This window comes from Halomonas sp. HG01, from assembly GCF_000968715.2.
Taxonomy (GTDB): Bacteria; Pseudomonadota; Gammaproteobacteria; order Pseudomonadales; family Halomonadaceae; genus Halomonas; species Halomonas halophila.
Genome location: NZ_CP022134.1, coordinates 1,760,090 through 1,778,872 on the forward strand (window position 1 = coordinate 1,760,090; position 18,783 = coordinate 1,778,872).

Annotated in this window: 22 protein-coding genes and 1 tRNA gene; 8 read left to right on the top strand and 15 right to left on the bottom strand. The window is 66.9% G+C overall.

Annotation, left to right across the window (positions count from 1 at the left end):
• The first annotated feature begins 76 nt into the window (after nt 1–76).
• Nucleotides 77–1,516: an SLC13 family permease gene (locus UN84_RS08305; protein ID WP_046078746.1), complete on the top strand. Its 1,440-nt coding sequence runs from the start codon at nt 77–79 to the stop codon at nt 1,514–1,516.
• Between the two features lie 78 nt (nt 1,517–1,594).
• On the opposite strand, the gene UN84_RS08310 is transcribed toward UN84_RS08305, so the two are convergent.
• The 3 genes from UN84_RS08310 to UN84_RS08320 form a co-directional block, all read right to left on the bottom strand.
• On the bottom strand, nt 1,595–2,650 hold the full coding sequence (locus tag UN84_RS08310; protein ID WP_046078782.1) for a COX15/CtaA family protein: 1,056 nt from the start codon (nt 2,648–2,650) through the stop codon (nt 1,595–1,597).
• A gap of 83 nt (nt 2,651–2,733) precedes the next feature.
• A complete protein-coding gene (locus UN84_RS08315) occupies nt 2,734–3,276 on the bottom strand; it encodes a hypothetical protein (protein WP_046078747.1) in 543 nt (180 codons plus the stop codon).
• Nucleotides 3,277–3,280: 4 nt separating this feature from the next.
• Nucleotides 3,281–4,039, bottom strand: a complete 759-nt coding sequence (locus UN84_RS08320) for an SURF1 family protein (RefSeq protein WP_336885280.1) — start codon at nt 4,037–4,039, stop codon at nt 3,281–3,283.
• Between UN84_RS08320 and UN84_RS08325 the strand changes: the two genes are divergently transcribed.
• Nucleotides 4,029–4,223 (top strand): DUF2909 family protein, encoded by a 195-nt coding sequence (locus UN84_RS08325; protein ID WP_046078784.1) that lies wholly within the window; start codon nt 4,029–4,031, stop codon nt 4,221–4,223. The two genes, UN84_RS08320 and UN84_RS08325, sit on opposite strands and share 11 nt — an antisense overlap.
• A gap of 20 nt (nt 4,224–4,243) precedes the next feature.
• Here UN84_RS08325 and UN84_RS08330 read toward each other — a convergent pair whose 3' ends face one another.
• From UN84_RS08330 to UN84_RS08345, 4 genes are all read right to left on the bottom strand, one after another.
• A complete protein-coding gene (locus UN84_RS08330; protein ID WP_046078748.1) occupies nt 4,244–5,107 on the bottom strand; it encodes a cytochrome c oxidase subunit 3 in 864 nt (287 codons plus the stop codon).
• A gap of 26 nt (nt 5,108–5,133) precedes the next feature.
• Nucleotides 5,134–6,765, bottom strand: a complete 1,632-nt coding sequence (gene ctaD / locus UN84_RS08335) for a cytochrome c oxidase subunit I (RefSeq protein ID WP_046078749.1) — start codon at nt 6,763–6,765, stop codon at nt 5,134–5,136.
• A gap of 62 nt (nt 6,766–6,827) precedes the next feature.
• Nucleotides 6,828–7,922 (bottom strand): cytochrome c oxidase subunit II, encoded by a 1,095-nt coding sequence (gene coxB / locus UN84_RS08340; protein ID WP_237022386.1) that lies wholly within the window; start codon nt 7,920–7,922, stop codon nt 6,828–6,830.
• Nucleotides 7,923–8,075: 153 nt separating this feature from the next.
• Nucleotides 8,076–8,249: a DUF2970 domain-containing protein gene (locus UN84_RS08345; RefSeq protein WP_082090853.1), complete on the bottom strand. Its 174-nt coding sequence runs from the start codon at nt 8,247–8,249 to the stop codon at nt 8,076–8,078.
• 203 nt (nt 8,250–8,452) lie between these two features.
• Here UN84_RS08345 and UN84_RS08350 point away from each other — a divergent pair, with 203 nt between their 5' ends.
• Nucleotides 8,453–8,803 carry a hypothetical protein gene (locus UN84_RS08350; RefSeq protein WP_152662848.1) on the top strand — a complete coding sequence of 117 codons (351 nt, stop codon included), beginning with the start codon at nt 8,453–8,455 and terminating at the stop codon, nt 8,801–8,803.
• Between the two features lie 45 nt (nt 8,804–8,848).
• Here UN84_RS08350 and UN84_RS08355 read toward each other — a convergent pair whose 3' ends face one another.
• Nucleotides 8,849–9,580 carry an LrgB family protein gene (locus UN84_RS08355; protein ID WP_046078751.1) on the bottom strand — a complete coding sequence of 244 codons (732 nt, stop codon included), beginning with the start codon at nt 9,578–9,580 and terminating at the stop codon, nt 8,849–8,851.
• Complete coding sequence (locus UN84_RS08360; protein WP_035595812.1) at nt 9,577–9,939, bottom strand: CidA/LrgA family protein; 363 nt, start codon at nt 9,937–9,939, stop codon at nt 9,577–9,579. Before UN84_RS08360 ends, UN84_RS08355 begins: the two co-directional genes overlap by 4 nt.
• 185 nt (nt 9,940–10,124) lie before the next feature.
• Between UN84_RS08360 and UN84_RS08365 the strand changes: the two genes are divergently transcribed.
• Nucleotides 10,125–10,201, top strand: a tRNA-Pro gene (locus UN84_RS08365).
• A 413-nt stretch (nt 10,202–10,614) separates the two neighbouring features.
• Here UN84_RS08365 and UN84_RS08370 read toward each other — a convergent pair.
• On the bottom strand, nt 10,615–10,824 hold the full coding sequence (locus UN84_RS08370; RefSeq protein ID WP_046078752.1) for a hypothetical protein: 210 nt from the start codon (nt 10,822–10,824) through the stop codon (nt 10,615–10,617).
• Between the two features lie 178 nt (nt 10,825–11,002).
• Between UN84_RS08370 and UN84_RS17395 the strand changes: the two genes are divergently transcribed.
• Nucleotides 11,003–11,317 carry an amidohydrolase family protein gene (locus UN84_RS17395; RefSeq protein ID WP_237022391.1) on the top strand — a complete coding sequence of 105 codons (315 nt, stop codon included), beginning with the start codon at nt 11,003–11,005 and terminating at the stop codon, nt 11,315–11,317.
• A gap of 42 nt (nt 11,318–11,359) precedes the next feature.
• Here the strand turns inward: UN84_RS17395 and UN84_RS08380 are convergent, their stop codons facing one another.
• Nucleotides 11,360–12,679 (bottom strand): methyl-accepting chemotaxis protein, encoded by a 1,320-nt coding sequence (locus tag UN84_RS08380; protein ID WP_046078754.1) that lies wholly within the window; start codon nt 12,677–12,679, stop codon nt 11,360–11,362.
• Nucleotides 12,680–13,149: 470 nt separating this feature from the next.
• Between UN84_RS08380 and UN84_RS08385 the strand changes: the two genes are divergently transcribed.
• Both UN84_RS08385 and UN84_RS08390 read left to right on the top strand, forming a co-directional pair.
• Nucleotides 13,150–13,413 (top strand): hypothetical protein, encoded by a 264-nt coding sequence (locus UN84_RS08385; protein WP_046078755.1) that lies wholly within the window; start codon nt 13,150–13,152, stop codon nt 13,411–13,413.
• A gap of 31 nt (nt 13,414–13,444) precedes the next feature.
• The gene (locus UN84_RS08390; protein WP_046078756.1) at nt 13,445–13,639 is read left to right on the top strand and encodes a hypothetical protein; all 195 of its coding nucleotides are present in this window, start codon (nt 13,445–13,447) and stop codon (nt 13,637–13,639) included.
• Nucleotides 13,640–13,696: 57 nt separating this feature from the next.
• Here UN84_RS08390 and UN84_RS08395 read toward each other — a convergent pair whose 3' ends face one another.
• The 3 genes from UN84_RS08395 to UN84_RS08405 form a co-directional block, all read right to left on the bottom strand.
• Complete coding sequence (locus tag UN84_RS08395) at nt 13,697–14,302, bottom strand: DUF938 domain-containing protein (RefSeq protein WP_046078757.1); 606 nt, start codon at nt 14,300–14,302, stop codon at nt 13,697–13,699.
• 84 nt (nt 14,303–14,386) lie between these two features.
• Nucleotides 14,387–15,493, bottom strand: coding sequence for a DUF2955 domain-containing protein (locus UN84_RS08400; RefSeq protein ID WP_052719317.1), 1,107 nt, complete (start codon nt 15,491–15,493; stop codon nt 14,387–14,389).
• A gap of 61 nt (nt 15,494–15,554) precedes the next feature.
• Nucleotides 15,555–16,616 (bottom strand): HlyD family secretion protein, encoded by a 1,062-nt coding sequence (locus tag UN84_RS08405; RefSeq protein ID WP_046078758.1) that lies wholly within the window; start codon nt 16,614–16,616, stop codon nt 15,555–15,557.
• A 240-nt stretch (nt 16,617–16,856) separates the two neighbouring features.
• Between UN84_RS08405 and UN84_RS08410 the strand changes: the two genes are divergently transcribed.
• Nucleotides 16,857–18,191: a Na+/H+ antiporter family protein gene (locus UN84_RS08410; protein WP_046078759.1), complete on the top strand. Its 1,335-nt coding sequence runs from the start codon at nt 16,857–16,859 to the stop codon at nt 18,189–18,191.
• 120 nt (nt 18,192–18,311) lie between these two features.
• Here UN84_RS08410 and UN84_RS08415 read toward each other — a convergent pair whose 3' ends face one another.
• Nucleotides 18,312–18,767: a YchJ family protein gene (locus tag UN84_RS08415; RefSeq protein ID WP_046078760.1), complete on the bottom strand. Its 456-nt coding sequence runs from the start codon at nt 18,765–18,767 to the stop codon at nt 18,312–18,314.
• Between the last annotated feature and the right edge of the window lie 16 nt (nt 18,768–18,783).

Consider the following 18,783-nt stretch of genomic DNA (forward strand, 5'->3'; position numbering starts at 1 on the left):
GGGTAAGGACACGCATTTTATACTCTGCCCCGCACGGCCCCAATCCCCCCAGGGCCTTCACGGCAAGGAGCCAGGCATGAGCGATTCGGAAAGTCCCCCCACCACCGCGGCCCGCATCGGGCTGATCCTCGGCCCGCTGTGGCTGTTGATGACGCTGACACTGCCGCCGCCTGGCGGCATGAACGAGAGCGCCTGGGCCTGCGCCGGGCTGGCGCTGCTGATGGCCACCTGGTGGTCGACCGAGGCGATCCCGATTCCCGCCACCTCGCTGGTGCCGCTGGTGCTGATCCCGGCCCTGGGTCTCGGCGACATCAAGCAGGCCGCCGCGAGCTACGCCAACCCGATCATCTATCTGTTCCTGGGCGGTTTCCTGCTCGGCATCGCCATGCAGCGCTGGAACCTGCATCGACGCATCGCATTGCACGTGCTGCGCGTGGTTGGCCACGAGCCACGCCGCCAGATCGGCGGCTTCATGCTGGCCACCGGCTTTCTCAGCATGTGGGTCTCCAATACCGCCACGGCGATCATGATGCTGCCCATCGGCATGTCGGTGATCAGCCTGCTGGACGACAGCGACCCCGACGAGCTCGCCCGCTACGCGACCGCCCTGCTGCTGGCCATCGCCTACTCCGCCAGCATCGGCGGCATCGCCACCCTGATCGGCACCCCGCCCAACGCGCTGCTGGCCGGCTATCTGGCCGACAGCCGCGGCATCGACCTCGGCTTCGCCCAGTGGATGCTGGTCGGCCTGCCGGTCAGCGTGACGATGATGGCATGCGCCTGGTGGTGGCTGACACGCCGCCGCTTCCATCTGGCGGGCGGCGAAGACAGCGCCGGCATGGTGCGCCGCGAGCTGGCGAAGCTTGGCCGCACCAGCGCCGCCGAGCGTCGGGTCGGCCTGATCTTCCTGCTGGCCGCCCTCGCCTGGGTGTGTCGCCCGCTGCTCAACCAAGCCGGCCTCGACTGGCTGTCGGACACCGGCATTGCCATCGCCGCCGGCATCGCGCTGTTTCTGGCGCCCTCGGGTGACGGCAGCGGCGAGCGGCTGATGACCTGGGACGCGGCCCAGTCGCTGCCCTGGGGCATCCTGCTGCTGTTCGGCGGCGGCCTGACCCTGGCCGGCGCCATCAGCCGCTCGGGACTCGCCGAGTGGATCGCCCAGCGCCTCGAGATCTTCGGCGCCTTTCCGCTGCTGGTCCTGATCGGGGTGGTGGTGCTGGTCATCATCTTCCTCACCGAGGTGACCTCCAACACCGCCACCGCGGCCGCCTTCCTGCCGCTGCTCGGCGCGCTGGCCGTGTCGCTGGGTATCTCGCCGCTGCTGATCACCGTGCCCGCCGCCATCGCCGCGAGCTGCGCCTTCATGATGCCGGTGGCCACGCCACCCAACGCCATCGTGTTCGCCACCGGGCACCTGCGCATCCAGTCGATGATCCGCGCCGGCTTCGCCCTCAACCTGATCGGCACCCTGCTGGTCAGCCTGCTGGCCTATCCGCTGCTGATGCTGTTCTGGTAGACGCCCTCCGCGATGAAGAGACAAGGGCCCCGCGGGGCCCTTGTCTCACCTGTTCCATGACCTCATCGTCGCGCGGTGTCACACCCGAACCCAGGCCCTGTCGTGCCGACCGCTCGTCGCCGGCGCCAACGACGGCCAGCGCCAGCGCCACGCCGCCAGCGCCAGGCTGACCACCAGACAGGCGGCCCCCGCCGTATGCAGCAGCGCCAGCCACAGCGGCAGCCACAGCAGCACGTTGGCCACGCCCAGCGCCGCCTGACCGAGCCCGGTGGCGACCGCCAGCGCCAGCCAGGGCCGCATCGCCCGTTCGCGGCCATAGCGCCAGCCCAGCATCAACAGGCAGGCCAGCAATGCGCCGGCCCCCAGCCGATGGCCGACCTGAATTGCGCTGCGCGCCTCGGCGTGCAGCTGACCGTAGAGATAGCTGGGACCCACCGCCTGGGTCAGGTGAAATCCCTCGCCCCAGTCCAGCGACTCGACCCAGCGGCCGTTACAGGAAGGAAAGCCCTGACAGGCGATACCGGCGTAGTTGCTCGAGGTCCAGCCGCCCAGCGCCAGCTGCAGCACCAGCGCCAGCAGCGTCGCCCGCCACAGCATCGTCATCCGGCGCGGACGCTGGAGCACGGGCTCTCCCGCCGCCAGGCGCCGCAGCCGCAGGTGCAGCCACAGGAACATCGCCATCACCGAGAGCCCGCCCAGCAGATGCAGCGTCACCACCTGGGGCCATAGCTTGAAGGTCACGGTAAAGGCGCCGAAGGCGCCCTGCACCGCCAGAGCCGCCAGCAGCCCCAGCGTCAGCCGCCAGGGGTAACCGTCGTGGCGGCGGCGCAGGCCAAGCCCGCGCCATGCCAGCAGCAGCGCCATGATCACCAGCGCCGCCGCCAGATAGCGATGCCCCATTTCCATCCACGCCTTGGTGGCCTCGAACGGGAGATGGGGACTATGCGCCAGGGCATGATCGGCATCGGGCACCAGCGGCGCGCCGTAGCACCCCGGCCAATCGGGGCAGCCGAGGCCGGCATCCATCAACCGGGTCGCCGCCCCGACCAGCACCACCAGCGCACAGAGCCCGGTACCGACGAGACTGAGCCGCAGCACGCTGCGCCATGCAGGAGACGCCTGGGAAAGTCGCATCGCCATCCTCCTCTCTCCATCCCGCCGTCACTCGTTCCCCGCTGCCATGCCATCACTTCTTGTGGATCATTCCCTGTTCGTGATCACTCTGCCTGAAGGCGCGCCATGGGCGGCTCCGGATTGCGTTCGAGCAGCAGCTCGAGGTCCTCGAGCACCTGTGCCGTCTCGACATCCGGCGCATAGGCCAGCACCGCCCGCCCCTCGGGGTCGAACACCCACAGCCGGCCCGGCGAACGCCACGGCGCCGCCCCCGTCCACGCCACCGCCGCGGCGCCGGGCAGCGCCTCGCCACCGCCACCGAGACGCAGCCGGCTGATGCGATGAGCCTCGCGCCCCAGCGCCCGATGCAGGCGCCACCAGCGATCGGCCTGCTCGTCGCAGGCGGCCGGGCAGTCGAAGGCCAGCACCCAGTCGTCGGCGCCCTGCTTGTCCATGCCGGCGAGCGGCCATTCCGCCAGCGCGGGCACCTCCGGCGTCAGCTGGCCATGGGCGGTGCGGCCCTCGGGAATGCCCAGCCGCCACTCGACCATGCCCCAGGCCACCGCCATGGGCAGAAGGAACACCGCGAACAGCGCCAGCAGCTTGAAACGCGACGAGACGGAAGAAACGGGAGACTCGACGGACATCGCATCACTCCTCGTGGTCAGGCCTGACATTGACAGATGACAAGCGACGATCGCGGGCCAGCCGGCGGCCGCCCAGCACCATCACCACCAGGGCGGCGAGGGCCAGCCCCCACCACTGGAAGGCGTAGCCCAGATGGCGCTCCGGCGGTAGCACCGCGGGCGTCCACCAGGAATCGAGGTGGCCTGGCCCGTCTTCCAGATGCAGCCAGCCGGCATGGGCGAAGCCCTCCAGCTCCGGCCAGGCGGACAGCGCGATGCGCTGCAGGCGCTTGCCCTCGCGATTGGGGCCGAACAGCGGAGCGCTGTCGCCTGCGACCTGCCAGCGTCCGGACAGCGTCACCTTGCCCCCGGGCGTGGTCACCGTCGGCGTCTCCCGGCGGGTGCCGGTGGGCAGAAATCCACGCTCCACCAGCCACAGCCGCCCATCGTCGCCGCGCAGCGGGGTCAGTGCCGCCACGCCCAGGCGCCCCGCGTGGGTACGGTTGTCGAGAAACAGCGTCTCGGCGGCCAGATACTCGCCGTGCAGGGTCAGCCGGGCGCCTCCCGGCGGCGCGGCGGCGGGGGCCTCCAGGCTGGGCGCCGTCTCGAAGCGTGCCAGCAGCTCGCGCTTGTCGGCGGCCCGCTGCCACTGCCATAGTCCCAGTGCCAGCCCGAGCGCCACCACCAGGCTCCAGCACAGCAACCAGAGCCCCAGGCGGCGGCCCCCGCGTCGTGCGGCGCCCGCGCCAGTGGCGTCCTTCGTGGAGTGAGAGATGCTACTCAAGACTCTGATTGCCCTCGTCTTCCTGGCCATGGTGGCGAGCCTTGCCGCCGGCGCCGGTTATCTGATCAGAGATGGCGGCCGCTCGCGGCGGGTGCTCGTCTTGCTCAAGCTGCGCGTCGCCCTGGCGGCGCTGCTGCTGGCCCTGCTTATCTATGGCTTCACCGTCGGCGATCTCGGCGGCTGAGGCGTTCAGAACACACGCGCTTAGAACACATAGACGAAGGTGAACAGCCCGATCCACACCACGTCGACGAAGTGCCAGTACCAGGCCGCCGCCTCGAAGCCGAAATGGTCGTCACGTGAGAAGTGGCCGCGCACCACCCGCCCCAGGATGGCGATCAGGATGATGGTGCCGATGATCACGTGCAGGCCGTGAAAGCCGGTCATCAGGAAGAAGGTGGCGCCGTAGATGCCCGCCTGAAGGGTGATGCCGTAGTGGGCGTAGGCCTCGTAGTACTCGAAGCCCTGGATGGTGATGAAGCACAGCCCCAGCAGCACGGTGCCGGCCAGCCAGTGTCGCGCCGTGGTGCGATAGCCTTCCTTGAGTGCTTCGTGGGCCACCGTCAGGGTGATGCTGGAACCGACCAGGATCAGGGTATTCACCAGCGGCAACTGCCAGGGCGACAGCACCGCACGGGGCCCTTCGATGCCCTCGCCGGGGGGCTCGAGCAACGGCCAGGAGGCGGTGAAGTCGGGCCACAGCAGGGCTGCCACGCCCTTGGCGCCCTCCCCGTCCAGCCATGGCAGCGCGAAGGTGCGTACGTAGAACAACGTGCCGAAGAAGGCCGCGAAGAACATCACCTCCGAGAAGATGAACCAGCCCATGCCCCAGCGGAAGGAGCGATCCATCTGGGCGTCGTATAACCCGCTGCGCGACTCGCGAATGACGTCCCGGAACCACAGCGTCATCACCCCCAGCACGGCCAGCAGGCCGACCACCATCACCGGCATGCCGGCCACCCCGAAGACCAGCAGGGTGCCGGTGCCGACCATCATCGCGCCGAGTGCCAGCGACGCCAGCACCGGCCACTTGCTCGACGCGGGCACGTAGTAGCTTCCACCGCTCATGTTCGACCTCCTCCGCCGGAGCCGGCTCAGTGACGCCGCGGCTCGAAATCGGGTGGCGTCTCGAAGGTGTGCAGCGGCGCCGGACTCGGCACCGTCCATTCCAGGTCCTCGGCGCCATCCCAGGCGCAGGCCGGCGCCTTCTCGCCGCCGCGCACGCACATCGTTACCACCACCACGAACAGCAGCTGGGACAGCCCGAACAGGAAGGCGCCGATGCTGGTGATCATGTTGAAGTCGGCGAACTGCAGCGCGTAGTCGGGGATCCGTCTCGGCATCCCGGCCAGCCCGGCGAAATGCATGGGGAAGAAGGTCAGGTTGACGCCGATCACCGAGAGCCAGAAGTGCCACTGGGACAGCCGCAGGTGCGGATAGTGGCCGGTCCACTTGGGCAGCCAGTAGTAGACGCCGGCCATGATCGCGAACACCGCGCCGGGCACCAGCACGTAGTGGAAATGCGCGACCACGAAGTAGGTGTCGTGATACTGGAAGTCCGCCGGGGAGATCGCCAGCATCAGCCCCGAGAAGCCGCCGATGGTGAACAGCACCACGAAGGCCAGGGCGAACAGCATCGGCGGCTCGAAGGTGATCGAGCCGCGGAACAGCGTGGTCACCCAGTTGAAGACCTTCACCCCGGTCGGCACCGCGATCAGCATGGTGCTGTACATGAAGAACAGCTCGGCCACCAGCGGCAGGCCCACCGTGAACATGTGGTGCGCCCAGACCAGGAACGACAGGATGGCGATGGAGGCCGTGGCATAGACCATGGAGGCGTAGCCGAACAGCGGCTTGCGCGCGAAGGTCGGGATGATCACCGAGACGATACCGAAGGCCGGGAGGATCATGATGTAGACCTCCGGATGGCCGAAGAACCAGAACAGGTGCTGGAACAGCACCGGGTCGCCACCGCCGGCGGCATCGAAGAAGCTGGTGCCGAAGTTGATGTCCAGCAGCATCATGGTGATCACCCCGGCCAGCACCGGCATCACCGCGATCAGCAGGAAGGCGGTGATCAGCCAGGTCCACACGAACAGCGACATGTCCATCAGCCGCATGCCCGGCGCTCGCAGATTGAGAATGGTGGCGATGATGTTGATCGCCCCGAGGATCGAGCTGATGCCCGCCAGGTGCAGCGAGAGGATGAAGAAGGTGGTGGACGGCGGCGAATAGGTGGTGGACAGCGGCGCGTAGGAGGTCCAGCCGAAGTTGGGCGCCCCGCCGGGCATGAAGAAGGTCGACAGCAGCAGTGAGAAGGCCACCGGCAGCAGCCAGAAGCTGAAGTTGTTGAGCCGCGGCAGCGCCATGTCCGGTGCGCCGATCTGCAACGGCACCATCCAGTTGGCCAGCCCGACAAAGGCCGGCATCACCGCGCCGAAGATCATGATCAGCCCGTGCATGGTGGTCATCTGGTTGAAGAACTCGGGTTCGACCAGTTGCAGCCCCGGCTGGAACAGCTCGGCGCGGACGACCATGGCGAACAGGCCGCCGATGAAGAACATCGCCAGCGACAGCAGCATGTAGAGCGTGCCGATGTCCTTGTGGTTGGTGGTCAGCAGCCAGCGCTTGAGCCCCCCCGGCGGCGAGTGCGGCTCGGCGGCCACCCCCGCGGAGGCGGGCTGGCCGTGCTGCGTGGTCGACTTGGGAGGCAGGTGCGAAGCCATCGTGGTTCCCCCTGGTTGGCGCCCCGAGGACGCGCCCGTCGAAAGAAGTACCGCCACCGTGTCTAGTCGGCGAGCCGCTCGGCGATCGCCGAGGGCTGAACGCTGTCGCCGGCCTCGTTGCCCCAGGCGTTGCGCTCGTAGGTGATCACGGCGGCGATCTCCGCCGGATCCAGCGTGTTGGCAAAGCCCGGCATGGCGCTGCCCGCGATGCCATCGATCACCGTCTCGATGTGTCGCTCACGGTCATCCAGCAGCGCCTGGTTGCCGGCCAGGGCCGGGAACACCGGTGGGTTGCCACTCCCATCGGGCTGGTGACAGGACGCGCAGATGGTGCCGTAGACCTGCTCGCCGCGCGCCATCAGTTCCTCCATGGCCCACTCCCGATCGAGCCCCATGGCGGCCTCGGCGGCCTCTGCCTGGCGCTCGGCCAGCCAGGCATCGAAACGTTCGGGCTCCACCGCCTCGACGACGACCGGCATGAAACCGTGGTCGCGGCCACATAGCTCGGCGCACTGGCCGCGGTAGATACCCGGCTCGTTGATGCGTACCCAGTTCTCGTTGACGAAGCCCGGAATGGCATCCTGCTTGACGCCGAGTTCCGGGACCCACCAGGAATGGATCACGTCATCGGAGGTCAGCAGCAGGCGCACCTTGCGGTCGACCGGCAGTACCAGCGGCCGGTCGACCTCGAGCAGATAGTGCTCGCCCTTGGCCTGCTGGCCGGCGATCTGCTCGCGCGGAGTCGCCAGGCTGGAGAGGAAGGCAACCTCCTCGTCGCGGTATTCGTAGCGCCAGCGCCACTGCTGGCCGGTAATCATCACCTCCATGTCGGCCTCGGAGGCGTCGTACATCGACTTGAGCGTGGCCGTCGCAGGCACCGCCATCGCCACCAGGATCAGCAGTGGCACGACCGTCCAGATCACCTCGACCGTGGTGTGCTCGTGGAAACGCGCGGGTTGGGCGCCGCGGGAGCGGCGATAGCGAAAGAGCGAATAGAAGAGCGCTCCGAAGACAACGATGCCGATGACCACGCATATCCAGAAGATGGCCATGTGCAGACCATGGATATCACGGCTCAGATCGGTGACCCCGACTGGCATGTTCCAGCCGTTGGCCAACGCCGCCGTGGCCGGCATGACCAGGACGGCCCCGCTCATCGTCCAAACGAGCCGCTTGCGCATCCGCATCGCCCCCTCCTGAACGTCGACGTGCATCCACCACGCCTGGATCGAGTATAGGTTCCCGCTGCTCGCTGACCGCGAGGCCAGTGCCCTGTTCACCAACGAGCCCTTCAACGCAGCCGGGATCCCTCAGCGAGCCGCCAGCATCGCCACCACGGCGATCAGCACCACCAGCGCGGCGGCAAGCAGCACACCCGCGACGATAAAGGGCCCCGCCCCGCCACGGGAGAAATCTTCCTTGCGCCTCGCCTCCTTCTGTACACCGAAGAAGGCTGCCAGTACCGATGAGATGACGCGCCACATGGACATGCCCTCCGATCGACTCGTCCCTAGACCGTAGACCAGGGATCGCCGATATGCGCACTCCCTGATCCGCATCAAGTGGAAAAAGGAAAGCCCGGCCATGAACCTCGACCGGGCCAGGAGCGCCTATACTTCGAACATGGCAGCGACTGTCGCGGACGGCGCTGCACCATCCTGTCACCGTGCGATTCGGGAGGTTCGAGATGACCCAGTCAACGGGAGACACCCCCCATGTGTTCCCGCCCGCCAGCGAGGCCATGCTGCAGTGGTGGAACCCGCAGCTGATCCAGGGCCCGATGCCCCTGGTACGGATGCAGTTCGCCTGGCTGGAGAGTCTGGCGGAGGCCATGCAGTTCGAGGCCAAGTGCCTGCGCGCCCTGGCCGAGAGCGGCGAGCGCATGACCGGCTGCTACTGCGAAGAGGCGGATCCCCAGGCGCTGCAGGCGTGCTATCAGCGGCTCATGCAGGACGTTGCCCGGACACATTGGCAGCGGCTCGAGAAAGTCGCCGAACTCTCCGAGGACTTCCGCAAGCGCCTGTGGGAAGAGATTTGAACGGCCAGCCGAACGGGCACCCCTCCGGTGCCCGTGTCTTTTGGCTCAGCCCAGCCCCAGCAGATGCACCAGCGGCGGCAGCAGGAAGGCCGTCAGCAACCCGGTGATCCCCATCGCCAGCCCCGAGAAAGCACCGGCCACCGCGCCGAGGCGAGCAAACGCCTGGGCGGTGCCGAACCCATGTGCTGACAGCCCCATGGCGAAGCCCTGTATCGCCGGGTCCTGGATACGCAACAAGCGGAAGATTACCGGTCCCAACGCACAGCCGATGGCGCCGGTCAGCAGCACCAGTCCGGCCGCCAGTGACGGGATGCCGCCAATCTGCTCGGCGATGCCCATGGCGATGGGCGACGTCACCGACCGCGGCGCGAGCGACATCAGGGTCTCATGTCGGGCCCCCAGCACCAGCGCCAGTCCCAGGGTGCTGGCGACCGCGGTCACGATGCCGGTCACACAGGCCAACACCAGCGGCACCAGCAGGCGACGGACGCGCTCGCGATGGTCATAAAGCGGGATGGCCAGCGCTACCGTCGCCGGCCCCAGCAGGAAGTGGATGAACTGCGCACCCTCGAAATAGGTGGCGTAATCCATGTCGAGCAGCAGCAGGCTGCCGATCAGCAGGACGATCGACAGCATCACCGGATGCAACAGCGGCGTGCCACCCAGCGCCTTGTTGATCCTCACCGCGAGGGCGAAAGCCACCAGGGTCAGCAACAGCGACAGCAGCGGATTGCCGGACAGATAGACCCACAGCTGGTCCAGACGCGCGACGTTCATCCGCGACCTCCCTTGCCGAGCCGCCCCTGGAGGCGCGACAGCACCCAGGCCGTGACGCCCAGCGTCAGTGCGGTGGAGACGACCAGCGTCAGCAGAATCGGCAGGATGTCCCGACCGATCAGCGCCCCGTGCACCATCACCCCGACGCCGGCCGGCACGAACAGCAGCGTCAGGTAACGCAGCAGGCCCTCGCCGGAGGTTCGCAGGCTATCGGGCACCTTGCCACGCACCAGCAGGGCCACCAGCAGGATCACCATGCCAAGCACGGGCCCGGGGATCGGTACCGCCAGCCCCCGCGCCAGCAGCTCACCCAACATCTGGCACGCCAGCAGCATGCTCATCCCCAATATCAGCGGCATCGTCGTTCTCCCTGTCCGTATCCCCCTATTCTACAAAGCGCGTGGCGCGAGGGCAGTTCTCCAAGCGGGGAGCCAACCTTTTGAAAAAAAGCGCAAAAAGGACTTTTCATTTCCGGGGGAGCGAGGTAATATACGCCTCGTTCTCGGGGGACGCGCCCAACGGCGACAAGCCCAAACGAGAACGTCGGAGCGTGGCGCAGCTTGGTAGCGCGTTGCAATGGGGTTGCAAAGGTCGCTGGTTCGAATCCAGTCGCTCCGACCATGAACATCAGGAGAAACGGTCACTTAGCTCATCAGAGCGGTGGCCGTTTTTTCGTTGCTGGGCATCCAAGTGTAACCGCGCGGCGCCTTTGGCATTTTATTGCGCCCTAATTGGCACTGGCGGAAAAAGAGAAGCAGAAGCGGCATAGCGCCACCTTTGGCACAAGCAGCTAAACCACCATAGGTCCTCGCCTACTGGATGGCGGGCGCTTCTTTTTGCCCGCGAGGTACTTGCAAGAAGGACACCTGTACCAGTACTCGTCCTCAGTCATGACTGAAACGCGTTTGTCTTCCTTGCACACGGGGCAGATGACGTGCGCGGGCTCGTCGCTGGTGATGTGCTCATCTTTGAGAGGCATGACTATGTCACCAGTTGGGGTGCGCTCTAGACGTAAGCGCTCGAACCGCGCTTCCTTAGCCAACTCCTCCTTCAATTGCCTGTTCTTCCTCCACCAGTTCCTGCTGCTGGACGACCATCGATAGCAGGTCTGTCTGTACAGTGGTCAGCTTTTCCATGATCTCGCTTACCGCCGCGTCGAGCTGTGCCTGGCTATGAACATCCTTGGCCGCTCTGGCGGCGTCGAGCGCCGTTTTGATGGCTGTAACAGCTGCTCCGACTTCCATCCCCACCTCCTAGTCTCGGGTCAGTGCCTTCCCATTCTACCTGTCGGCTCCCACCACGACGCCCCGGTGGCATTTCCCGACAGCATGCGAATCCTCGATGCCACGCTCACCCGACGCACACTCCGGCGACATCCTCGGCCCTAGCCAACGGGTCGATGTGATGACGGCCCTCAAGGCGATGACGATCTGGCCCGCCTGGCAGCAGTTCGAGGAGGCCGACAAGGGCAGTATCGTCCCCGGCAAGCGTGCCGATTTCGTGATCCTCTCCGGCGACCGACTGCCGTCGATCCCGAGACCCTCGATCAGCTGCAGGTACTGGCGACCATCAATGACGGCGACGTCATCTACGAGGCACCGCAAGACGAGAGCCTTGCGAGGCCCTACCGGCCGCGCTGTCGACCGATCAGGGAACCGCCGAGCGGCTCCTGCATGCCATGAGCGAGGGGTTCGGCGCCGAGGCGAGCCGGTGACGTGCGGCATGCCCCGCCACTGAGGCGTCAGCGGCGGCCGAGCGCCACCCTGTACAGGCGCCGCGTCAGGCGTCTGGGGCCTGGTCGGCGATCAGACGGTCGACGGACGAGGTGACATCCGAAGCGCCTCGCCGAATCTCGCCGACCAGTCGCTCGATGTCCGTCACATGGGCATGGATCTGCTGGCTCTTGTCCACGGCCGACCGCATCTGCTCGCTTGCCTGGGCCACCATGGCGGCGTTGTCGGCGAGCACGTCGTCGATCCGCCCCACCGATTCGCTCGCCCGATGGGCCAGCTGGCGAACCTCGCCCGCCACCACAGCGAAGCCCCTGCCGTGCTCTCCCGCATGAGCCGCTTCGATGGTGGCGTTCAGCGACAGCAGATTGGTCTGCTCGGCGATTCGCGCGATCTCCGAGGTGATGCCGTTGATGCGTTCCGCCTGGGCCACGAGTGCCTGCACGGCCTCCCGGGCGCTTCCCATCTCGTCGACGGACGCCATGCACTCGCGAACGATATCCTGCAGCTGCGCCATGCCACTGGCCGTGATCTGCTCCGTCTGGGCCGATGTCTCCCGGGCCGAGACGACGGCAGCACGGGTGGCCTCGGCGGCCTGCACGTCGGCCGTGACATCGGTGGCGAACTTCACGACCCGTACCACCCTGCCATCGGCATCGAAGACCGGGTTGTAGGTGGCCTCCAGCCACAGCGGCTCTCCGAAGGCCGTGACCCGTTCGAACTTGCCCTGACGGAACTCGCCCTGGGCCAGACGCTGCCAGAAGTCCGGATGCTGCTCGTAGAAGGCCTCGTGGCAGAACAGGCGGTGGTGCTGGCCCAGGACCTGTTCACGCTCATAGCCGGTCGCGGCCAGGAAGTTGGGGTTGGCATCGAGCACGACACCCTCCGGCGTGAACTCGATCACGGCCATGGACTGACCGAGTGCCTCGACCAGTGCCGCGCGCGACATCGCCGCCTGGTGCTTTTCGGTGACATCGCTGGCGATCTTGATCACATGGTCGACATGCTTGCCGCTCCGATTCATCACCGGCAGATAAGTGGCCTCGATCCAGACCTCGCGCCCCCGCTTGTCGAGGCGTCGGAAGGTGCCGGCCCGGTGCTCGCCTCGGGCCAGGGCCGCCCAGAACTCTCCGTATTCCCGGCCGTTCACCGTTTCCGGGTCGCAGAACATCCGATGGTGGCGGCCCAGCACCTCCGAGGCCTGATAGCCGAGAACCGACAGGAAAGCCCGGCTCGCCTGACGGATGATGCCCTCGGGGGTGAACGTCACCGTGGCCGTATGCCGGTGCAGGGCAGCGGCCAGGGGCGACCGGGGCTTGCGCGATTCGAGCGCGGGGGACGAGAGAAGCGTGACGAGGGAAGCCAGCATGGCGTTTCGATCTCCAGCCAGGAAAATATTGCACAGAAAGTTATACTATATGTTCTTTTTGTACAAATATTGTATCTAGTATGGCACCTCCTCCATGGCTGGCCCCAGGCTGGGCGATCAGGGGAAGCCAACAGGAACGACAGGAAGAACGACAGGGGGAAGAGATACCAAAACGAAAACCGGGAGCCCCATGGGGCTCCCGGTTCACATGCTCGATGGCGAGTGTCGGCCTGGCCTGTCTGACCTCGGCCGAGATCGCCTCAACCCATGTAATGGGCAATGGCCTTCTCGGCCTCGTTCTTGGCGGCCGCCACGGCGGTCCAGTGATCGAGCACTTCGGGGGTCAGGGAAGTGGGCATGTCAGACTCCTGTTTCAAACGCATGACTCGACGCACAAGATTACCCACGGCGCCTGCAAGGCACCATTCGCCTTTCGGCTAGCCGCTTGCAATACTGCAGGAAGTCCAGCCATGCGAGGATCCAACGTGCGCCACTACGAACAGACCCACATCGGCTTCGACGAGCACGGCAACGAGTACGTCATCGACGAGTACCACGACCTGCCCGACCTGGAGGACTTACAGCATGGAGGCGCCATCAGCCGTGGCCTGCCGAACTTCAAGACCCGTGACGGTCACGAGGTGGAGCGTCTCGGCCCGGGAGAATTCTCGGTCCGTGTGCCCGGTGAAGAACGCGGCGTCTCGGTGTGGACCCACGATCCCGAGCATGTCTGATAGGCTGGGCGCTCCTCAGAAGGAGCCCGACATGCCACGACGCGTCCCAACCGCCCTGCTCTGCCTCGCCCTGCTGGCCACCCTCGGCGGCTGCACCACCTACACCTGGCCCGATGGCCACCGCGAGACGGTGTGGGGCGTGCCCGCCGAAGACGAGACCAAGACCGACCAGCAAAGGCGCACCGAAGGCGTGCAGTATCGCCAGCCGGGCGAAGTACCCGAATAACGCCGTTGGCACGGCCGGGGCGTCACCCGCCTGCCACGACGCCCTGACTCACGCCTCCTACGCCAGCCCCTTTCTCCATACCAGGCAGAGGTTGTTGGCCGGCATCTCGACCAGGCGCTCGAGCCAGAGGCCGTATCGCTCTGCCTCCGCGCTCACGTCCGCCAGATCGCGGATCCCCCAGCGCGGGTCCCGCGACCGCAGATCGGCGTCGAATGCCAGGTTGCTGGCCGCGGTCGGTTGATCCACGCGCAGGTAGGGGCCGTAAAGCAGCAACGTACCGCCTTCCTCGAGACGCTCTCCGGCCCGCGCCATCAGGGCCTCGGTCACCGCCCAGGGCGAGATATGGATCAGGTTGATGGCCACGATCGCCTCGAAGCGGCCCGCTGGCCAGTCACCGGTAGCATCCAGCGCCAGCGGCGACCGCAGGTTGGGCAGCTCGACCACCTCACGCCAGGCCGCGATGGAAGCCCGAGCCTCCGGGGTCGGGTCGCTGGGCTGCCAGTCCCAGTCAGGCCGGGCCGCGGCGAAGTGGCAGGCATGCTCGCCGCTCCCGGAGGCCAGCTCGAGCACCCGGGCCGGGCCGGGCAGTGCCTCGGCCAGCACCTCGAGAATCGGCTGGCGGTTGCGGGCCGCGGCAGGGCTGTAACGTCGAGCATCGGTCATGGCGTGCCTCTGGCGAAAGCGTGAACAAATGAAACCGCGCCGATGATAGCCCCATCGCCCCTCGCGCCTCCAGGCCGTATGCCCTCAGAGCGCCGTGTCTCGTGTCATCGGCGAAGCGTTGAGCAGCCGATGCAGCACCGCCATCGCCACCAGGGTGACGACCATCGCCACGCTCATGGAACTGAACCGGTACAGGGCGGCATAGACGAAATCCTGATTCGGGCCCAGGTACTGGCCATAGAGGATGCCCAGGGTGGTCAGGGCACCGAAGCCGACGCCCGATCCTCCGCCCTCGAGCAGATGGATGCGCGCGAAGAGCATCAATCCGACCCAGTAGCTGAGCATCACCAGCAGCAGATGGTCGGCCTGGGTGAACAGCAGCAGCTGCATCAGGATCGCCATGTTGCAGCCCAGCAGCGCCCCGACCCCGCGCTTGACCGCCGACACCCTGGCGTTGGGGTAACCCAGCGCGAAGAGGATCAGGATGGTGGCCATCTGCGCCGACAGCGAGTCCCTCAGGTCCAGGATCTGAAAGACCGCGAAGGACAGCGTGGCGATGATGGCGCCGATCAGCGTCTGGTGTCGCACCAGGGAAGCCGGCTTGTCGACCGTCGGCGGCGGCCGGCGCGCCTCTCGATCGGGAAACAGCAGGTGCATCAACGCCGCCAGGCACACGGCCAGCACGCTGGCCACCACGTTATGGGTCAGCAGATCGAAGAGATCGACCTCGGGATAGCTGGCGAAGTGCAACAGCACGCTGAGCGTCAGCACGCCGTTGGCGCCGAACAGGAACAGCGGCCCCTTCGCCATCAGCCGGAAACGCGAATAGAACAGCAGGAACGCCAGTCCCGTCATTACCACCGGCATGTGCTGGGTCAACCCGACCACCAGCGACACCTCGACCACGTTGAGGCAGGCGTTGCCCAGGAACTGGCGCACCACGTGCGCATTGAAGACCGGTATCATGCCGACCAGGAACATGGGATAGACGGTGAAGAAGACCCCATAGTCCCAGTGCATGAAGTGGCTGATGGCGAAGCCGATCATGCCCGCAAAAGCCACGCGCAGGCACTGCCGCATGTCGTTGGACGAAAAGCGAGACTCCCCGGCTTCCTGCTCCTCCGGGCCATGACCGCGATGCGGCAGCACCAGTCCTGCGGAGCGCAGCAGCAGCCGTCTCACCCGATGCACCAGCTCGCGCCACGTTTCCGATGCCGTAGGGTCGTCGCCCTGCCCAGGCCGATCTGGCCGATCAATAGACATAGTGCAGCCAGGACATCAGCCGGATCTGCAGGCCGCCGAACAGGGTCGCCAGTGGATTCGCCTCGGGCAGCAGCTGCACGGTGGCCCGCGCGCCGCTGACGGGCAGCGGCTCGGGCGGATCCTCCACCTCGAGGTGGAGGCGAACGCGCTGGGCGTCGCGTACCCAGCGGTCGGTCGCCGGAATGTCCGCCAGCGTGCCGTCCGCGGCCAGCTGACCATCCTGCACGCCGGCATCCCGCGAGGCCACGCGCGCCTCGAACACCCTTCCCGGGAGGGCGTCGAAGACCACCCGGGCCGATTCCCCTTCGCGCACGTGTCGAAGGCTCTTCTCGCGCAGGTCGGCGACCAGATCGAGCCCCTCGCCCACCACCGCCAGCGCCGGCTGTCCGCGGGTGACGTAATCGCCCTGGCGCAGCTGAAGGTTGGTCACCACGCCGTCGCGCTCGGCGCGCACCAGAGTGTGCGACAGGTCGAGCTCGGCCTGGTCGATGGCGTTATCCGCCTGGCGCAGCTGCAGGTTGCCGTCGCCGCGTTCGCCGAGCTGCACCTCCAGCTGACGGATGCGGGCCTGGGCCGCCGCCACCGAGGAACGCGCCTGGCGCTCCTCGGCCACGATGCTGTCGACCCGCTGCCGGGAGATGCTGTGGCGACTGAGCATCGTCTCGGCTCGACGGCGCTCCCCGGCCAGCTCGTCGGCGGAGGCCCGGGCCGCATCGAGATCGGCATGCGCCTCGGCGAGATCGGCCTCGAGCAGCGCGTTGTCGCGGACCGCCGCCTCTCGGGCAAGCCGGGCCTGGTGCAGCGCCAGTTCGAAGGGCGCGCGATCGAGCGAGAACAGCACGTCGCCGCGTTCGACCCGTTGATTGTTGGTCACGGCCACCGCCTCGACGCGGGCCGACACCTCCGGCGCGACCCGCACCACGGGGCGTAGCACCCGGGCCTGGGGGGTCATCGGCATGAAGGTGTCGGCGATGATGAAGTAGACGAACAGCACGCCGAAGGCCGCCAGCGCGACCCGGACCCAGCGCGCGAAACTCTGATCTGGAGTCATGGACTCGCTCCCGTCGATGCCACCGGCCAGGACGACCGGATGGGGCAAAAGGCCGAGATGATAGCAATTCTTTTAGCAAGCTAAAAGATGCCATGCAATCGTAACTGTCCCCTCGCCCCGCCACTCTCGGGCCCTCGATGGCCCGATCGGCGCGGCATGCCTGGCATCGCCAGCCGAGATGACTACAATGGGCGGCTTGATTTTCCGCCCATTCCTCCGACGCTCCCGCAAGGAACCCTCATGAACGCCATCGTGCTTGCCATCCTGGTCATGGTCACCCTGAGCCTGATGCGGGTGTCCGTGGTCTTCGCGCTGATCGCCGCCACCCTGGTCGGCGGCCTCTATGCCGGCATGCCGATCGGCGAGATCATGGACGCCTTCAACGACGGCCTGGGCAACGGGGCCACCGTGGCCATCTCCTACGCCGTGCTCGGCGCCTTCGCGGTGGCCCTGTCACGCTCGGGCATCACCCAGCTCCTGTCCCAGAAGGCCATCGCCGGTCTCCGGCTGGACCAGGGAATCCCCCACCGCCGCACCATCGTCTATGTGCTGCTCGGCGTGCTGCTGGCCTTCTCGGTCAGCTCGCAGAACCTGATCCCGGTGCACATCGCCTTCATCCCGGTGCTGGTGCCGCCACTGCTCAAGCTGATGAACCACCTGAAGCTCGACCGTCGCGCCGTGGCCTGCGTGATCACCTTCGGTATCACCGCACCGTACATGCTGCTGCCGGTAGGCTTCGGCTCGATCTTTCTCCACGACATCCTGCTGACCAACCTCAACGACAACGGCCTCGACGTGACCGCCGCCATGGTGCCCACGGCGATGATCGTGCCGATCGGCGGCATGGCGATCGGCCTGGTCGTGGCGATCCTGTTCAGCTATCGCGGCAAGCGCAGCTACGAAGACCGCGACCTGGCCCACGGCGACGAGACACCCGCCGAGGCCGCCGGCCACCTCAAGCCCTGGCAGATCGCCGTGCTCGGCCTGTCGCTGGTCGGCACCGTGGTGGTACAGCTGGTCAGCGGTTCCATGGTGCTCGGCGGCCTGTTCGGCTTCGCCGTACTCTCCGTCAGCGGCGTGTTCCACTGGCACGAGCAGGACGACATCTTCACCGAAGGCATGCGCATGATGGCGCTGGTCGGCTTCATCATGATCGCGGCCGCCGGCTTCGCCAGCGTCATGCAGGCCAGCGGCCAGGTCGAGAGCCTGGTGGAAAGCTCCACCGCCCTGATCGGCGACCACAAGGGCTTGGCCGCCCTGGTCATGCTGCTGGTGGGCCTGTTCATCACCATGGGCATCGGCTCGTCGTTCTCGACCATCCCGATCATCGCCTCGATCTACGTGCCGCTGGCGATCGGCTTCGGCTTCTCGCCGATGGCCACCATCGCCCTGGTCGGCACCGCCGCCGCCCTGGGCGACGCCGGCTCACCGGCCTCGGACTCCACCCTCGGCCCGACCGCCGGCCTCAACGCCGACGGCCAGCACGACCACATCTGGGACAGCGTGGTGCCGACCTTCCTGCACTACAATATCCCGCTGATCGGCTTCGGCTGGCTCGCCGCCATGATGCTCTGAACCCGGGCGGTGCCCGGGAGCGGCAAGCCGAAAGCTTGAAGCTAAAAGACACAACAGCCCCGCCGGCATATACCGGCGGGGCTGTTGTATTTCATGCCGGCCATCCGGCCAACAGGGGGATTAGCCTCGAACGCAGCAGGCCTTGCCCTTCTTCCCGCTCCCACACGGGCAGGGATCGTTGCGCCCCGGCTTGAGCCGGGTCACCGAGGGCTCGCCGTCCACGTAGACCCAGCGGCCCGCCTCGCGCCGAAAGCGCGACCGCTCCTCCAGAGCGCCCCAGCGGCGCCCCTCACGGAAGGTGGCGCGAAAGTGCACCCTGCCGGTATCGCCGTCCTCGCCGTGATCGAGGATCTCGAGGTGCACCCACTGGGTCGGATCGTCGTCCGGCAAGGCCGTCGGACGCGTCTCGGGCGCCCAGCTCTCCAGCAGATAGTCGTTCAGGCCCAGGGCGAAGGCGCTGTAGCGCGAGCGCATCAGCGCCTCGGGCGTCGGCGCCGGCTCTCCGTCATGGTAGCGGCCACAGCAGGCCGTAAGCGGCAGGCCAGTGCCGCAGGGGCAGGGTTCGGCGTCTTTCATGGCATTGATCCAGGTC